This is a genomic window from Streptosporangium sp. NPDC006013 (genome assembly GCF_040614275.1).
Lineage (GTDB): Bacteria > Actinomycetota > Actinomycetes > Streptosporangiales > Streptosporangiaceae > Streptosporangium.
Map to the genome: position 1 here is coordinate 15,870 of NZ_JBEXUE010000067.1, position 14,405 is coordinate 30,274.

16 protein-coding genes are annotated in these 14,405 nt (G+C 65.4%); 14 read left to right on the forward strand and 2 right to left on the reverse strand.

What is annotated here, in order from left to right:
• Positions 1-239 precede the first annotated feature (239 nt).
• From casA to ABZ260_RS13460, 9 genes are all read left to right on the forward strand, one after another.
• The gene (gene casA, locus ABZ260_RS13420; RefSeq protein WP_355616459.1) at positions 240-1,787 is read left to right on the forward strand and encodes a type I-E CRISPR-associated protein Cse1/CasA; all 1,548 of its coding nucleotides are present in this window, start codon (positions 240-242) and stop codon (positions 1,785-1,787) included.
• Complete coding sequence (casB, locus tag ABZ260_RS13425) at positions 1,784-2,383, forward strand: type I-E CRISPR-associated protein Cse2/CasB (RefSeq protein WP_355616461.1); 600 nt, start codon at positions 1,784-1,786, stop codon at positions 2,381-2,383. Before casA ends, casB begins: the two co-directional genes overlap by 4 nt.
• On the forward strand, positions 2,380-3,510 hold the full coding sequence (gene cas7e / locus ABZ260_RS13430) for a type I-E CRISPR-associated protein Cas7/Cse4/CasC (RefSeq protein WP_355616463.1): 1,131 nt from the start codon (positions 2,380-2,382) through the stop codon (positions 3,508-3,510). Before casB ends, cas7e begins: the two co-directional genes overlap by 4 nt.
• A complete protein-coding gene (gene cas5e / locus ABZ260_RS13435) occupies positions 3,507-4,223 on the forward strand; it encodes a type I-E CRISPR-associated protein Cas5/CasD (protein WP_355616465.1) in 717 nt (238 codons plus the stop codon). The genes cas7e and cas5e overlap by 4 nt, the downstream gene beginning before the upstream one ends.
• Positions 4,214-4,879 (forward strand): type I-E CRISPR-associated protein Cas6/Cse3/CasE, encoded by a 666-nt coding sequence (gene cas6e / locus ABZ260_RS13440; RefSeq protein WP_355616467.1) that lies wholly within the window; start codon positions 4,214-4,216, stop codon positions 4,877-4,879. Before cas5e ends, cas6e begins: the two co-directional genes overlap by 10 nt.
• Positions 4,880-5,465: 586 nt before the next feature.
• On the forward strand, positions 5,466-5,705 hold the full coding sequence (locus ABZ260_RS13445; RefSeq protein ID WP_355616469.1) for a hypothetical protein: 240 nt from the start codon (positions 5,466-5,468) through the stop codon (positions 5,703-5,705).
• A gap of 70 nt (positions 5,706-5,775) precedes the next feature.
• Positions 5,776-5,916: a hypothetical protein gene (locus ABZ260_RS13450; RefSeq protein ID WP_355616471.1), complete on the forward strand. Its 141-nt coding sequence runs from the start codon at positions 5,776-5,778 to the stop codon at positions 5,914-5,916.
• 390 nt (positions 5,917-6,306) lie between these two features.
• Entirely contained in the window at positions 6,307-6,921 is a 615-nt protein-coding gene (locus tag ABZ260_RS13455; protein WP_355616473.1) for a hypothetical protein, read from the forward strand.
• A 204-nt stretch (positions 6,922-7,125) separates the two neighbouring features.
• Complete coding sequence (locus ABZ260_RS13460; protein ID WP_355616476.1) at positions 7,126-7,638, forward strand: hypothetical protein; 513 nt, start codon at positions 7,126-7,128, stop codon at positions 7,636-7,638.
• 516 nt (positions 7,639-8,154) lie between these two features.
• Here ABZ260_RS13460 and ABZ260_RS13465 read toward each other — a convergent pair.
• Positions 8,155-8,682: a DUF1772 domain-containing protein gene (locus ABZ260_RS13465; protein ID WP_355616478.1), complete on the reverse strand. Its 528-nt coding sequence runs from the start codon at positions 8,680-8,682 to the stop codon at positions 8,155-8,157.
• A gap of 97 nt (positions 8,683-8,779) precedes the next feature.
• Between ABZ260_RS13465 and ABZ260_RS13470 the strand changes: the two genes are divergently transcribed.
• The gene (locus ABZ260_RS13470) at positions 8,780-9,445 is read left to right on the forward strand and encodes a helix-turn-helix domain-containing protein (protein ID WP_355616479.1); all 666 of its coding nucleotides are present in this window, start codon (positions 8,780-8,782) and stop codon (positions 9,443-9,445) included.
• 208 nt (positions 9,446-9,653) lie between these two features.
• Here ABZ260_RS13470 and ABZ260_RS13475 read toward each other — a convergent pair whose 3' ends face one another.
• Entirely contained in the window at positions 9,654-11,054 is a 1,401-nt protein-coding gene (locus ABZ260_RS13475; protein WP_355616480.1) for a serine hydrolase domain-containing protein, read from the reverse strand.
• 637 nt (positions 11,055-11,691) lie between these two features.
• On the opposite strand from ABZ260_RS13475, the gene ABZ260_RS13480 reads away from it, so the two are divergent.
• The 4 genes from ABZ260_RS13480 to ABZ260_RS13495 all read left to right on the forward strand — a co-directional run bounded on the left by ABZ260_RS13480 (position 11,692) and on the right by ABZ260_RS13495 (position 14,217).
• The gene (locus tag ABZ260_RS13480) at positions 11,692-12,237 is read left to right on the forward strand and encodes a hypothetical protein (RefSeq protein ID WP_355616482.1); all 546 of its coding nucleotides are present in this window, start codon (positions 11,692-11,694) and stop codon (positions 12,235-12,237) included.
• Positions 12,238-12,323: 86 nt separating this feature from the next.
• Positions 12,324-12,707, forward strand: a complete 384-nt coding sequence (locus ABZ260_RS13485) for a hypothetical protein (RefSeq protein ID WP_355616484.1) — start codon at positions 12,324-12,326, stop codon at positions 12,705-12,707.
• A 497-nt stretch (positions 12,708-13,204) separates the two neighbouring features.
• A complete protein-coding gene (locus ABZ260_RS13490) occupies positions 13,205-13,951 on the forward strand; it encodes a toxin glutamine deamidase domain-containing protein (protein ID WP_355616486.1) in 747 nt (248 codons plus the stop codon).
• The gene (locus ABZ260_RS13495; protein ID WP_350924817.1) at positions 13,948-14,217 is read left to right on the forward strand and encodes a hypothetical protein; all 270 of its coding nucleotides are present in this window, start codon (positions 13,948-13,950) and stop codon (positions 14,215-14,217) included. The genes ABZ260_RS13490 and ABZ260_RS13495 overlap by 4 nt, the downstream gene beginning before the upstream one ends.
• Positions 14,218-14,405 lie beyond the last annotated feature (188 nt).

Sequence of the window (14,405 nt, forward strand, 5' to 3'; positions counted from 1 at the left end):
GGAGCCAAGGCTCCTTCATGACCCCCGCGCTGCGGGGCATGTTCGGATTCGGGTGCGTGTGCGATCCACGACTCTGGTCCACACCCCTGGTGGGGTTGGGGCCGATCTATACAGCGCTGGGGTCGACACGTCAAGCGGGCAGAGCGGTTCGGCATTCTCAAGGTTCTTCGTGCCGGGGATCTCTAGCCTGCTCACGTAGATCTTTCTTTGTCTATCCAGGACTCTTTGGGAACAGGAGCATGGAGTCATTCAACCTGGTCGACCAGCGGTGGATTCCCATCCTCGGCCAAGCCGACGACGTCTCCCTGATCGATCTGTTCAGGCAGGCGGACAAGCTGCCGGGGATCGGGGGAGAGTCTCCCACGATGACAGCGGCTCTCTACCGGCTGGCCATCGCCGTGCTTCATCGGGCTCTCAAGCGGATTGACGGCGCCGTCTGGAAGCAGATCTGGCAGGCCAGAGAGTTTCCCATCGAGCAGATCCTCGATTACCTGGGGCCGCTGAGGCATCGGTTCGACTTGTTCGGGGACGAGCCGTTCTACCAGTGCCGCGAGCTCGCGACGGCCCAGCCCAAATCGGCGGCGCTGTTGGTGCCCTATAAATCGTCCGGAAACAACGTCACCCTGTTTGACCACACGACGTCGGACACCCGCGTGACGCTCACCCCCGCCGAAGCCGCTCGCTGGCTGGTCACCGTGCAGGCATTCGACCTGGGCGGGACCAAGACTCCGGGGGCGACGCAGGACAGGTCATCGACCGCCGCACCCTGCGCTCGCGGAGCGGTCTTTCTCGTGAGAGGGACGACGGTCTTCGAGACCCTCATGCTCAACCTCCCCGCGTACGAGCCAGGGCGGCGACCGATGAACACCTTGGCCGGCGATGCCCCCGCGTGGGAACGCCCGCAGCTTTCGGCCATGCCCCGCAAGGCGGTCGTGCCAACGGGCTGGACCGCCCTGCTCACCTGGCAGTCGCGCCGTGTCTGGCTTCGCCGTACCCAGAACGAGGATGGAAGCGTCGCGATCGGCGAGGTCGTCATCTGTCCCGGCGATTCCCTGCACAAGGAATTCCAGCTCAGCCATGTCGATCAGCACATGGCGTTCTACAGCGACAAGGTGACACCGCTCCGGATCGACCGGGAACGGGCGCTCTGGCGGAGTGCCAACGCGCTGGTCGCGCGCTCGGGCGCTCTCGAACCCCGGGGCGGAGTCCCGCCGAGGACGTTCGCGTGGCTGAGGGAGACGCAGAAGGCCGCGGGACTGAAGCTGCCGCAGCTCATCCCGGTCACCGCCTACGGCCTGGTCAACAAGCAGTCCAAGCTCATCACCTGGGCCGCGGAGGACATCGTGCTCCCCGCACGTCTGCTCGACCCCGCCGAGACGGAGGCCGCTACCGTCCTGGAGTTCGCCCTCCGTACCGCTGAGGAGGTGGGAAGCCTGCTCTTCGAGCAGGCGCGGCGGCTGCGTGGCGAGTTCAAGACCCGCATCGAACTCCAGGAGGAGAAGAAAAGAGACTGGCGGCCGGTCCAGCTCGCCAGTTACTGGGCCGCCCTCACTCCCGAGTACGACCGCCTGGCTCACCTGCTGGCCGAGGGAGAGTACGAGGAGGCGAAGCGGTCGTGGAGGCGTGCGGTGGAGGCCGCCGCGACCAGCGCGCTCAACCGGATGCTGGCCACCGGCACCACCAGCACGCGGAACCTCGCCATCCGCGCGAAGGTGGCCAACACCGTCACATTCCGGCTCCGCAGAGCCCTCGCCACATTCGATGCCGCCCCTGGAGTGACCGCATGACCAGCGACGATCCTCAGTCCGACCGGTGGGCGGAGCGTTTCGCCGGTGCTCTCAAAGCACTCGTGCAGGCGAGAGGAGGTAAGGGGGATCTGGGAGCATTGGCCGAGCTGCGCCGTTACAAGACGGGTCAGCTTCCCTCGGTCGGAGCCGTTTCGCCTCTCCTGGCCGTACTGCCGGACTGGGTCACCGAAAAGCAGATGGCCGATGTTTTCCTTACTGCCGGGCTTTTCGCCGACCACCGCGAACACTCCTCCGCGCACCGCAGCCTCGGAGCCTCCCTCGGCGTGTACAGGGCGCAGAAGCACGGCGACGCCGACTCCTGTCCCACGGATACCCGTCTCAAGGTCCTGCTCGGATCCCCTCGGGCGGGTCTCGACCACCATCTCCGCCAGGCCGTCACGTTGCTCGACGGTGTCTCGATCAACTACGCGCAGCTTCTCCGTGACGTCCTCAACTGGGAGAACACCCAGTTCCGTCATGACGGGCTCACCTACGGGGAGAGCGTCCGCCTGCGCTGGCTTCGCGACTACGACCGCATGGCACACACGGCATACGCCCGATCCGTCAGCCTCTCCGGCGACGAGGAGACATCATGATCATTGAACTGCACATCCTCCAGTCCTTCGCTCCATCGAACCTGAACAGGGACGACAGCGGAGCGCCCAAGTCGGCCGTCTTCGGCGATGTGCGTCGGGCGCGGATCTCCAGCCAGTGCCTCAAGAGGTCGGCCCGCCTTCTCCTGCCGGACTACGGCATCACCACCGGCAAGCGGAGCAAGGACTTCGCGGACAAGGCCGCGGAGCTTCTCGCGGATCGGGGGCACGACCTCGCCGAGGCGCGCACCGTGGCCGGTGCGGCCCTGGAGGAGCTGGGGCTGCCGACCGACAAGGACAACAACAGCAAGTACTCGCTCTTCCTCCGCTCCAATGCGGTGGAACTCCTCGCGGAGGTGTGCGACAGCAACTACGACGCGCTGCTCGCCCTCGTCCCGCAGAAGGCGAAGGAGGCAAAGGAGACGAAGGCCGGCGCCGCCAAGGCCAAGAGCAAGAAGAAGACCGAGATCGCCGGGCTGTACGACTTGATCGACGCCTCCAAGGCCGTCGACATCGCCCTGTTCGGACGCATGATCGCGAACAACAAAGACTTTAGCGTGGACGCGGCCAGCCAGGTCGCCCATGCCATCTCCACCCATGCGGTCGCGGGCGAGTACGACTACTTCACCGCTGTCGACGATCTGCAGCGAGACGGCGACAGCGGCGCGGACATGATCGGGACCGTCGAGTTCAACGCGGCCTGCTACTACCGCTACGCCAACCTGGACCTGGTGCAGTTCAGTAAGAACCTGCCGGAAGACCCCGACCTCGTCCACCAGGCGGCTCGCGCCTGGCTTCAGGCGTTCATTCACGCGATCCCCAGCGGCAAGCAGAACTCCATGGCCGCGCACAACCCGCCCTCGCTGATCCTGGCCGTCGTCCGCCGGCACGGTGTCTGGAACCTGGCGAACGCTTTCGCCGACCCGGTCAAGGGCACCTTCCAGAAGGGCATCATCCAGGCGTCCGCCGATGCGTTCCTGAGCCAGTTCGACCGGATCGCCACCGCGTACGGGGACGAGAACATCGTCGCCACCCGGCTTCTCTCCATCGACGCCAAGGTGGACACCGAGCTGACGCAGGTCCGCACGGTGACAGAGATGGTCGACGACATCACCCGGGCACTGGCATGAGCACCGCGACGCTCCTGCTCGGCCTCGACGCGCCGCTCCAGTCCTGGGGAGTGCAGTCGCGTTTCGAACGCCGTGACACCGGCACCGAGCCCAGCAAGTCAGGCATCGTCGGCCTGCTGGCCGCCGCGCTCGGAGTGCCCCGCGACGGTGACATCAGGCACCTGGCAGCCTTCGGCATGGCCGTCCGCTGTGACCGTGAGGGGCAGGTGGAGCGTGACTATCACACCACCCAGAACGTCCCCACCACCGACGGCAAGTCGTCCCGAACCATCGTCTCCGAGCGGCACTACCTCGCCGACGCCTGCTTCCTCGTAGCGTTGGAAGGCTCGGCCGAGCACATCGAGCAGGCGGCGGAAGGTCTCGCCAAGCCGGTGTTCCCGCTCTTCCTCGGACGGAAGGCATTCGCCGCTCCACCGGATCTGTTCCTCGGGCTGACGGACCTGCCCGCCACGGAGGCGATCAAGAAACACCCGTGGCTCGAACGGCGAGCGCAGGCCGTCAGGAAAGCGCGTCACGACGCCGAATCGGGGAAGCCACAGATGCTCCGGATCAGCTGCGACAGCGAGCCGAGCCCGAGCGCCCACCTGCGGCACGACCATCCGGTCTCCTTCGCCTGGGGCAACCGGCAGTTCGCCCCCCGCTACGTCCGTACGGACTTCGTGCCCCTTACCCTCGACCTGCTGCCCAGTCTCAAGGAACAGGCATGCACCTGAGCCGCCTCGCCCCCAACCTGATCTCTCCCGATGTCCTGCGCGATCTGGCCGACCTCCAGCAGGTCCATCGACGCGTCATGGAGGGCTTTGGCGAGGCTGAAGGCCCCGGCCGTCTGGCCCACGGCGTCCTCTGGCGCTGGGACGCGGATCCCGGGCGACCTCCCGTGCTCTACGTGCAGTCGGAGACCCCGCCAGTCTGGTCCAGACTGCCTGCGGGTTACCTTGCGGAGCAGGCCAGGACCCGGGACCTCAGCGAGATACGGGACATCCTGCATGCGGGCCGTCGATTCTCGTTCCGGCTGGTCGCCAGCGCGACCCGGAGCATCCCGAGCGAGCGGATTTCCGAAACGGACAGGCCGCGCGGCAAGCGCGTTCCCATCAGCGACCCCGAGGGGCAGCTCCAGTGGCTCGACCAGCAGGGCGATCGGCACGGCTTCCTGATCGAAAAGAGCGGTTCGGGGAAGGCGGACATCCGGGTCAACACCTTGCCTCGGGGGAGCGGGCGTCGGGCCAAGGGGCAGGTGACCGTGACGCCGGTGCGCTTCGAAGGCCGCCTCGTGATCACCGACCCCGATGCCTTCTGGGCGGCCTTCACCACGGGCATCGGCCGAGCGAAAGCCTACGGCTGCGGCCTTCTCACCCTGGCCAGGCCATGAGGAAGCTCTTCGATCCGAGGATGTCGGCCGCCAAGTCCCACTCGAAGGAGACCAGGTGACGAACGCCGCGATGCTGCGCAGAGTCTGGCCGGAGTTGATGCTACCGCTGCCCGTCCGAGCTCTCTGGATCGCTCGCTTCCCCGAACTCCAGCGTCAAGCCGAGTGCGACGTTCCTCATCGGACGCACAGATCCACGTTGACTCAGGACGCCGGAAAGGCCACCTCGACAGCCTCGGGGTTTCGGGCACGCGTTCGCGACCTGCTTTGAGGAACGGAGCACTAGCCACCCCGGGCGGGGCTTCGTACCGTCCGGTGGGATGGCAGAAGTCTCGGTACCCGATGGCGAGGGCATACATGGGATTTTGGGAGCGTTTCAAGACGGGCACCGGCATCCCGGCCCACCGCCGGCTGTTTCGCCCGCCGAACCTCACCGGGCGGCAAACCTCCCGCCCTCTGCCCCGCCTGCCATCCCGGCGACCGAACCCCGGATGACGACCGACATCGGCGACGCGCTGAGGCCTACTGGCGCAGCGGGCAGTGGTGGGGCGGCCCGCAGCTCATCGTCTGGCTGATCAACAAAGGCCACATGCCCGAAGCCGCGTACGCATTGCGGGAGGTCATGCAGATCAAGCGTATGCCCGACGAACAGCGGCGGATTTTGCTCGGGCAGGCCAGGAGGCTGCAGGCCCTGGAACGCCAGCCCCAGGAACAGCTGACCCTCCCGCGCTCCGACGCTGTAGCGAGCGAACATCCCGAACAGCCCTCCAGCGCCTCGACGGCGGCTTCCGGCACCGCCTCGGAACCGGCAGGTGATCTGAGCCCGTGACCAATGAGGACGCCGTCCTTCGGTGCGAGCACCCGGACCGGATCGCTCCTCAGGTGTCTTCGGTCGAGGCGTGCTCCGATGTGGGCGCGCTGAACAGCTCCCGCTGCGCGTCGGCCGGCTCCTGAGGGGCGAGCTTCAAGCAGCGGCGCAGGGCCATGTGACCGACCGCTACACCAAGGCGATTGAGCAGCTCGGCTCCGACAAGCTCTGAGGTTCTGCATGGAAAGTTCTTCGTCTTGCGGGCAACTCACCACCCCATACATGCCTCGTGATGTCAACCCACTCCAGCGGTTGAGGCATATCGGCAGCTACGGCACCACCAGTTCAGCCTCAATAATCCCCAAGCCTCCTTACTGTAAAGACATAAAAAAGTAGCTGCCGTAACTTGACGATCACCACAAAGGAAGGAATTTAAAATAAATCGGCATTGATCTTGTTGGTAAATTTTGATAAATCCATCCACGGGCCGCCAAAATATTACCGTCAGTGATCATCTCGCAACAATGTTCGATCTTGAGGCCGACAATTAGTTCTGATAGGCATGATCTTATAGCGCATTCACGGGACACCCCCTCTCCAGAAAGGCGTTACCTTGGAAAGAATGGCAAGAAATTCCATTGGCAAACTAGTCAGAATCCTTGCAGCATTACTAATGTTCATATCCGGTCTTGCAGTACTGGCTCCCAGCGCAAACGCGGACACGTGGCCATTCGACGGGAACCATCCAGACGGGGGAAATCACATCTACTGCTACGCCGGAACCGTTCCGAGCAACCTCAGAGATAATATGGAATCAGCTATATCTTATCTCAATGGGTACACCGACGCCGTAACTCAGCTCCACACGACATGCAACCTCAGTGGGGCCGGACAGACCGATGTAGTATGGATGAATTACGGGTTGGGCGGTGTCAAGTTTGGAGGCACCGACTGCGACATCTATTGGGACCCTCCTTACGAGGAGCGGTGCGACAGATTCCGTGCGGTAGTCGACAAGAACAGAATCGACGGCGCGGCCTATCTGCGCGCAGAAAACCAATACACCAAGACCGCCTGCCATGAGATCGGACACACTGTCGGCCTGGCACATTACAGCGAGATGGTCGTGCCCCCGGAGGGTGCTGACTGCATGCGGGACGGCCTGTGGGCAGACGGAGAGCTGTGGACTCGAACTTATAATTATCATCACATCGCTCATGTCGACGCCTGGTTCTAGCAAATAACGCCGCCCGGGGAGTGTCACTTGAAATCATTGAAACCCCATCTCGCGATCGCTCTGATGCTACCCATCTTCGCAACCTTGGGTTGCGGAAGCGAAGGCGCATCACAACCTTCAGCAGAAAGAAGTGCGCAAGCGATCGAGACGCAAAGCAAAATAGATACATCGCCACTTAGATCAGGTAAATTCGACTACCCCCATATGGGTACACCCGAAGAACTGGTAAAGTCTCGGGACCACGAAAGCATAATCATTGGCAGCGTCGAAGGGTTCGAGCAAGGGAGAGACATATACGATATGCCAGAAGATCCATACCCGGACAAGCGTGTCGTCATGCGCGTCCGTGTCGACTCGACAATAAAAGACAGGGGGCTTGTCAGCGATGGCCGCGTTTACCTGGACCTGGATCAAGGCGGTCTCTACCGCAGCGGAATACCTCGCACATCTCTCGATGACTTCCGGAAAGCTATACCCGTCGACACGAAGGTGATGCTCTTCCTTTTTCCGGACCAAAGACAAGCTCCCCGGATCGAAGGAGCGAGGAACGGCCTACCGGACGGAGCCATTCTGGCGACGGCTGACCCTCAAGGAGTGATTTTCGATAGCGGCTCGAAACTTGTAGGGGGCCATGAAGAGCTGGAAGGTGCGTGGCGGGGAATCGGAAGCATCGACGAAGTGGCACTTCGCGTCAGGAAGGAATTGGGCGTGGGGTGACTGATGATGCACCAGCGCCACAGCGCTACCGCGCGGTCATCCGGAGTTTGTGAAGACAACTAAAGATCATGCGGTGGCCGCAGGGCATGGTGTAAGCCTTGGCGCCTGGCGCATCATGCTCGGACGTGTCGCCAACCGTCAGCTTGGTCTGGTAACACGGGCGGGCGGTGGAAAGGCACGGTGAGACCAGTGCAGTGGATCTCACCCGAGGGGACCGCAGGCATATGACCTGTCGGTCCCTTCGCTTATCTCCAGCAACCATCTCGAAGGTTCGCGAACCAATACCTTTCTCCAATGAGGCGTACCGATGCGCCATACGTCGTAGACCATCGCGTCGCGGCTCGTACCAGTCCTCCGTCCCCTAGTAGGGCCTGGTCGGCTTCGGACGCGACAGCGTGTCGGCCCCTTGAATTGGTGTCCTGCTCTTCGATGAGCGCATTACCCGGCTGTTCGCTCTACCTGCTGAATGATCGCAGGGACGATCGCGATTCGAAATGGTCGCTGTAGCCGTCAGGATCAACTGGAGACCCGCGCGGGCTGTATGGCCGAATCTGCGGTATTGATGGCTTTGCTGCTGCCCCGGTCGACCGCCTGGGCGATCAGGAGTCCGGCGAAGGCCAGCACCGCCATCACAGTGCGTGCCGTGTGCAGGTTCCACCAGCGTTCGCGGGCATCCGCCCAGCCGGTCGGCGGCTGATCGGCATTCCAGGAGTTCGCGAGCTGATTGAGCGGCTCCAGCTGGGTCACCGTGAGCACGATCGTGCCCGTCACCAGCAGCAGGGCGGCGATGCCGAGTCCGAAGACGAGCCAACCACGCTGGTACGACAGTGCGCACGTCGCCAGGAGCAGCGCGAGGCAGGTGAGCAGGAGCACCGGCATGGCACGGCCGTAGTCGGTGTTGAGTGCCTGCCAATACCGCACGTAGGCGGGGCCGGGCAGCCCACGCAGCGACGGAGCGAGCACGGTGAAGAAGACACCGCCGGCGAACAGGCCGACTAGTAACGTCGCCGTCGTTCGAATGATCTCCAGCAGCAAGGGACGCATGCTGGTCCACCTCCGGTACTGAGCCTTACAAATTGGCTAGATCAGCACCATTTCATTTGAATATATTCTAGTCAATACTCTGGCACGATGGTTCCCGATGAGCGAGAAACCCAAGCGGCGATACGTCAGCGACCTGCGGCGTCAGAATGCCGAGGCGACCCGGCTGCGGATCGCCGAGGCCGCCCGGACACTCATGCTGGAGCGTGGCTATGCCGCTACGACGATGGCCGACGTGGCGCAGGCCGCAGGCGTCGTCGTACAGACCCTGTATTCGGCCTGCCCCGGCGGCAAGCCCGGCCTGGCGAAGGTCGTCTACGACGTCACTCTGGCCGGCGACGCGCAACCCATCCCGCAGAGCGCCCGGCCGCAGGTGCAGGCGATCATCGCCGAGCCTGATCCGGTGCGGAAACTGTCCATGTTCGCGGCGATGGCTGTGACGATCTTTCAACGCGTCGGCCCGGTGCATCGCGTGCTGCGCGCCGCCGCAGCCGCCGATGCCGGATTGAGTGACCTGTTGGCAAGTACCGAACAGCAGCGATTGGTAGGCAGCCGGGGCCCGGCCGAGGATCTGGCCGCGATCGGCGCGCTGCGCACCGGACTGACCGTCGAGCGGGCCGCCGATCAGATTTACGCCTTGACCTCGTTCGAGCTGTTCGAACGGTTTACCGAGATCTGCGGCTGGAGCGTGGGCGACTTCCAGGACTGGCTGGCCCGGATACTGGCCGAGGCCCTGCTCGAACCGGCCAAACGTGAATGGCGCTGAGGAAGTGCCGGGCGCTGCGCCGTCTGCTTGGCGTTCCGAATCTACGGCATTCAAAAGGAGAACTGGGCGAACCCAGATGGACTGACGGCCCGAGAGGTCATGGAGTCCTTCCCCCTCGGCTCTCACCACGGAGCAGAGTAACCAAATGAAAGCGGGGTTTGATGGGTACCTCCGCTCGCAGGTGGACAGGAAGGGAATGCCGGCCGGGTCAGGCCCGTCGGATTGAGGCGGGCCAGACGACGATGTCGGGCTGCAGGGGGTGGTCGGCGTTCTGGAGGCCGACGGCCGCGAGACCGCCCGTGAGCCCCGCCGTCGTACGGTGCAGCCAGAGGGCCGGGGCGTGCGGTCGTGCGGCCAGGTCCGGGGTGTCGACCAGGCCGTCGAGCTCCACGGTGACGGAGGACTCGGTGACGCGCAGCCCGGTGATCGCATGTTCGGTGGAGTTCCACCTGGCGGTGCCGGAGGCGTCCGGGGCGATCGACAGGAACAGCGGCACCGCCCCCGAGGGCAGGTCGAGGCTTCCCGACCACTCGCCGCCGACCTCGGCGGCCGGTGCGGAGAGCGGGTCGCCGTCGGGTGAACCGTCGGCGCGTGTCAGCGGTGTGAAACCCGGCAGCAGGGCGGCCAGGATGTCGTTGGTCACCGAGATCAGCAGTTCCCTGCCGCTCTGCACGTTGGCCAGGGCCGCGATCACGATCCCCGCGGTGGGGACCGCGACCAGGTAGGCGGCCACCCCGCCCATGCTGCCGCCGTGGAAGGCGATGGACAGATCACCGTGGCGCCGCACGCCCCAGCCGATCCCGTAGCCGTCGGCGCCGGGCCACGGAGCGGTGGGATGGTGGCTCGCGGCAAGCGCCTCGGCGGGCAGGGCGCTCGTGCCGCCCGCGTGCGCGAGCCCGAAGCGGAGCAGGTCCCGGACGCTGCACCAGGCCTCCGCCGCCGCGCCGTGCCCGGTGACGTAGGGCGGGTACGCCGATCCCGACGAGGTGTGGCGCCGGGCGGCGCCGAGGCCGCCGTCCGGCTCACCGAACCGGGCCGACCGCATCTCCAACGGTTCGAAGACCAGCTCGGACAGCGCATCCGCCAGCGGAGAGCCGGTGACCTCCTCGATGATCGCGCCGAGCAGCTCGTAGCCGACGTTCGAGTACGTCTGCCGGACTCCCGGCGGGAACACGACGCGGGCGTAGGCTCGCAGCAGGTCGTTCTTGCTCGGCGCCCGATCGATCTCGTCGCCGTAGAAGAATCTGAGGAACGTCGGGAAACCACCGGTGTGGTTGGCGACCTGCCGGAGGGTGGGGACCGTTCCGTGGCCGGGCAGCGGCCGGTAACGCGACACCGGGGCGTCCAGATCGAGCGCGCCACGTTCGGCCAGGACGGCCAGTGCGGTGCCGACCATGGGCTTGGTGACGGAGGCCAGGCTGAAGGGGGTGTCGACCGTGGCGGCAACGCCGTCCTCAACCGACGCCAGCCCGAACGCGGCTTCGAGCACGGTCGTCCCACCGGCCGCGACGGCGAGTGCGGCTCCGGGCACCTCGCCCGAGTCACAGGCATCGCTCAGCCGGCGAGACGCCTGAAGAACGAGTGCACTGATCCGGCCATCGAGTGTCATCGTCTCCCGTTCCTGCGTTGCGGCCCGTGTCAGGGCGACATCGGGCAAACCAACCTATCGATCTACCTGGTCGGTCTTGTGGGCCGGTCCGTTCGATCGCGAAACGCGGCGCCGGGGAGCCGGTCACGATCGAAGAGCGCGGCGTCTGACTCCGCCTCGCACCGGTCGCGTTCGAGGGTTCACCGGCGGGCAAGAAGCTGTTGTTGCGGCGGCGATCCGCCAGGTCCGCCGGGCGTTGCGCAGGGCAGCGGATGGATGGGATACCCGGCACGACGGGGCAGGGGATGACCCTCCACGTGGGAGGGGAACAGGTGGTCGTGCGGCGTGCGGCGGAGCTACGCCTCGGCCCACTTCATCTGTGACGCCGTGAAACACCACCCCGAGGGAGACGTGTACATAAAATCCCGACCACGATGCTTTCAATGCAACACGAATAAGAAATTCTTGTTGCTATTTTTAGGTCCACTTTCACGCCCATCTTGGCGATGCAATAAAATGGGATTGATATAGCAAAACGGCAGGTCGGGCGGCATCTAAAAGGTTCGGTTTCGCGAATATGGCCCATTGGGCGTGGGTACGGTTCGTATGGCTCTTACGAAAACGGTGCGCGCACCGCAAACGCTGAAGGGGAAACCATATGACGACAACCACGGAGCGCCCCGCACCCACCGAGGCACCCGAGCGCGAGGGCGAAGAGCGCGCCTTCGGGGCGCTCCTGCTCGCCGCACTCATGCGCCGCCGTGAAGAGGTGGAGGAAGGCGGCCTCGACCACCCGCTCCTGCTTGCCGCGCTCATGCGCCGCCGCGAAGGGGGCGAAGAGGGCATCATCGACAACCCGCTCCTGCTTGCGACGTTGATGCGTCGCCGCGAGGAGGGTGGGGAAGGCGGCCTTGACCATCCGCTCCTGCTTGCCGCGCTCATGCGCCGCCGCGAAGGGGGCGAAGAGGGCATCATCGACAACCCGCTCCTGCTTGCGACGTTGATGCGTCGCCGCGAGGAGGGTGGGGAAGGCAGCATTGGTCACCCGCTTCTGCTCGCGATGTTGATGCGTCGCCGGAGGCAACACGGTAGGAGTCTGATTGGCCACCCGCTCCTGCTCGCCGCGCTCATGCGCCGCCGCGAAGGGGGCGAAGAGGGCATCATCGACAACCCGCTCCTGCTCGCCGCTCTCGCGTGCCGGTAGCGGTCACAGGTAAGGACACCGTCCCCCAGTCGCCGGCGAAATCGGCAACTGGGGGACGGTTCACATCAACCGCAAAGGAGCACACCATGGCGACGGAGGACGCTGACAAGCCAGCCGGACATGAGCCGGTGGAGTCATTGATCGACGACCTCATCCGCGACATATTCAGCGAGGCCGGCCAGTCCACGAAGACCCGCGTACTCGGCGGGGACTCCATGGCGACCCTGATCGAAACGGTTATCGCGTCGGCACCGCGCACGATGCCGATGGCGTCGATCGTCGAAAGACTCCTGGTCACCCAGGCTCTCGCGTCCGCCTTGGCCGATGCTCTGGCGCCCGCGCTGGCAGAGGCACTGGCTCCCGAGATCATGAAAGCCTTGGAGAACTATCCCACCGGAGAGCGAGCCAGTGGTGAGATGACCCCGGCAGGCAGGCAGGCCCAGCCCAGAGCCGGCAGAAGAAAGGCATGAAATATTCATCGCGCGGTCAGAACAGTACCTCCGGCGGGGGCGCTCTGGCTCCGGGATGAGAAGGAGTGCGCGGCGCGCGGATTTGATGGTGGCCGGGGTAGGGGAAAGACGCGCGGGAAGGATGTGCCATCTGCCCCGGCCGTCACACCGAGCAGGAGCAGGGAAAACCGCGCGGGCCGCTGGCCCGTTTATGGCCCGCCGCTGGTCGGTGTTGGTGATCCACAGCGAGACACCGTGAAGCAGTCCCCTCAAAGGCGAAATCGTATTTCACCAGGTCAGAGCATGAATCAGCCCCCTGGCCAGGGTCGGAAACGATCTCTTGTGAGTGTCCCGGGGGAAGCTGCGTTCTCTGGGGATTCAGCACGCTGTCAGCGTGCTGAATCCCCCAGAGAACAGAAAGTCCCTGGCCGCCGCCCCTGTAAATGGTCAACTCCGCCGTGCCGCGTTGGGAGCCGCTCTACTATCTGGCTCCCAGGGGTTGGGGGACGGGGGAGCCGGTGAGCGAGTGGAGTTTGGCCTCGGGGGTCTACAACCCCGTGGTGACCGTGGACGGGCAGCGGTGGCGGGACTTCGAGCTGGAGTTTCAGGTGCCGGCGGCGGCGGTGCCCCGGGAGCGGGAGCGGATGCGCTGGGGGCCGGCCCGGCTGGACCAGTGCCGGCCGTACGGGGTGGCGGGCGGCCTGGCCAGGCCTGACCCGCAGACCGAGGAGGACATGCTGCGGGCCGTCCCGGTCACCGAGCAGGGCACCCCGCGCCGCTTCCCCGACCCACGCGGCATGTGGATCAGGCTGATCAACGGGACCGGGCCGGCCGACGACCCGTTCCGGGCCACCAACGCGATCGACTGCGCGCTGTCGGTGCTCTCCACCTGGTACGGAGCCCCGGCGGTGGCCGCGCCCCGGCGGCCCGAGTACGACCGGGTCGGCAGGCCGCTGCTCAGCGGCGAGGCCGGGGGAGTGGCCAGGGCGGAGCGGTGGCTGGGACAGCGCTTCCAGTACGTGGGGCAGGGGCGCCACGCCTACCTCCCGATCGCGCAGGCGCTGCTGGCCGGGGGGCACGGCTCCTCGGCCATGGTCGTCAACCGCTGGCCGGCCGGGGGCAGCCACGCGTGGAACGCGGTGAACTTCGACGGCGAGGTGATCTGGATCGACGGGCAGCGGGGGCACATGGCGGTGGAGCCGCCGTACGAGTCGGTGACCGGCGTGTTCTGCGTCGTGATCGACAGGGAGGGGCGGCGGCTGTGAACCCGGACCAGGCCAGGGCGGTGGCAGAGGAGTACTTCAACGGCGTCCGTAGCGCGGGCGCCGCCGTCGAAATCAGGATTTATGCCTTTCAAGAGGGCTATGTCGCCTGGGCGAATGAGCCCGACTCCGACGATCCCAGCGTGCTGCCCGACACCGTCGGCTCCGGGTGCGTGGTCATCGACAGGGCCACCGGCGAGATCGTCATCCGGCCGCTGCTCAACCCCGAGACGGTGGCGGAGCAGTGGCCGGGACGCCGCCCCCGATAACGAAGACGTCCCGGCCACCATGCTCACCCCGTCCTGCCGCGCTCAGCCGCTCGCGAGCGAACCCACCACCGAGGCGCGGGCCGCGCGCCGCGCGGGCATGGACATGCTCGCCGAGGGATTCGAGCCGGGCCAGCAGTTCCTCGGTGTGCCAGATCCGCTCACCCTGCCGCACGCCGTCGGGCAGCACG

Coding starts and splice junctions, on each gene's coding strand:
- casA (WP_355616459.1), top strand. CDS start 240: ATGGAGTCATTCAACCTGGTCGACCAGCGGTGGATTCCCATCCTCGGC.
- casB (WP_355616461.1), top strand. CDS start 1,784: ATGACCAGCGACGATCCTCAGTCCGACCGGTGGGCGGAGCGTTTCGCC.
- cas7e (WP_355616463.1), top strand. CDS start 2,380: ATGATCATTGAACTGCACATCCTCCAGTCCTTCGCTCCATCGAACCTG.
- cas5e (WP_355616465.1), top strand. CDS start 3,507: ATGAGCACCGCGACGCTCCTGCTCGGCCTCGACGCGCCGCTCCAGTCC.
- cas6e (WP_355616467.1), top strand. CDS start 4,214: ATGCACCTGAGCCGCCTCGCCCCCAACCTGATCTCTCCCGATGTCCTG.
- ABZ260_RS13445 (WP_355616469.1), top strand. CDS start 5,466: ATGCCCGAAGCCGCGTACGCATTGCGGGAGGTCATGCAGATCAAGCGT.
- ABZ260_RS13455 (WP_355616473.1), top strand. CDS start 6,307: ATGGCAAGAAATTCCATTGGCAAACTAGTCAGAATCCTTGCAGCATTA.
- ABZ260_RS13460 (WP_355616476.1), top strand. CDS start 7,126: ATGGGTACACCCGAAGAACTGGTAAAGTCTCGGGACCACGAAAGCATA.
- ABZ260_RS13465 (WP_355616478.1), bottom strand. CDS start 8,682: ATGCGTCCCTTGCTGCTGGAGATCATTCGAACGACGGCGACGTTACTA.
- ABZ260_RS13470 (WP_355616479.1), top strand. CDS start 8,780: ATGAGCGAGAAACCCAAGCGGCGATACGTCAGCGACCTGCGGCGTCAG.
- ABZ260_RS13475 (WP_355616480.1), bottom strand. CDS start 11,054: ATGACACTCGATGGCCGGATCAGTGCACTCGTTCTTCAGGCGTCTCGC.
- ABZ260_RS13480 (WP_355616482.1), top strand. CDS start 11,692: ATGACGACAACCACGGAGCGCCCCGCACCCACCGAGGCACCCGAGCGC.
- ABZ260_RS13485 (WP_355616484.1), top strand. CDS start 12,324: ATGGCGACGGAGGACGCTGACAAGCCAGCCGGACATGAGCCGGTGGAG.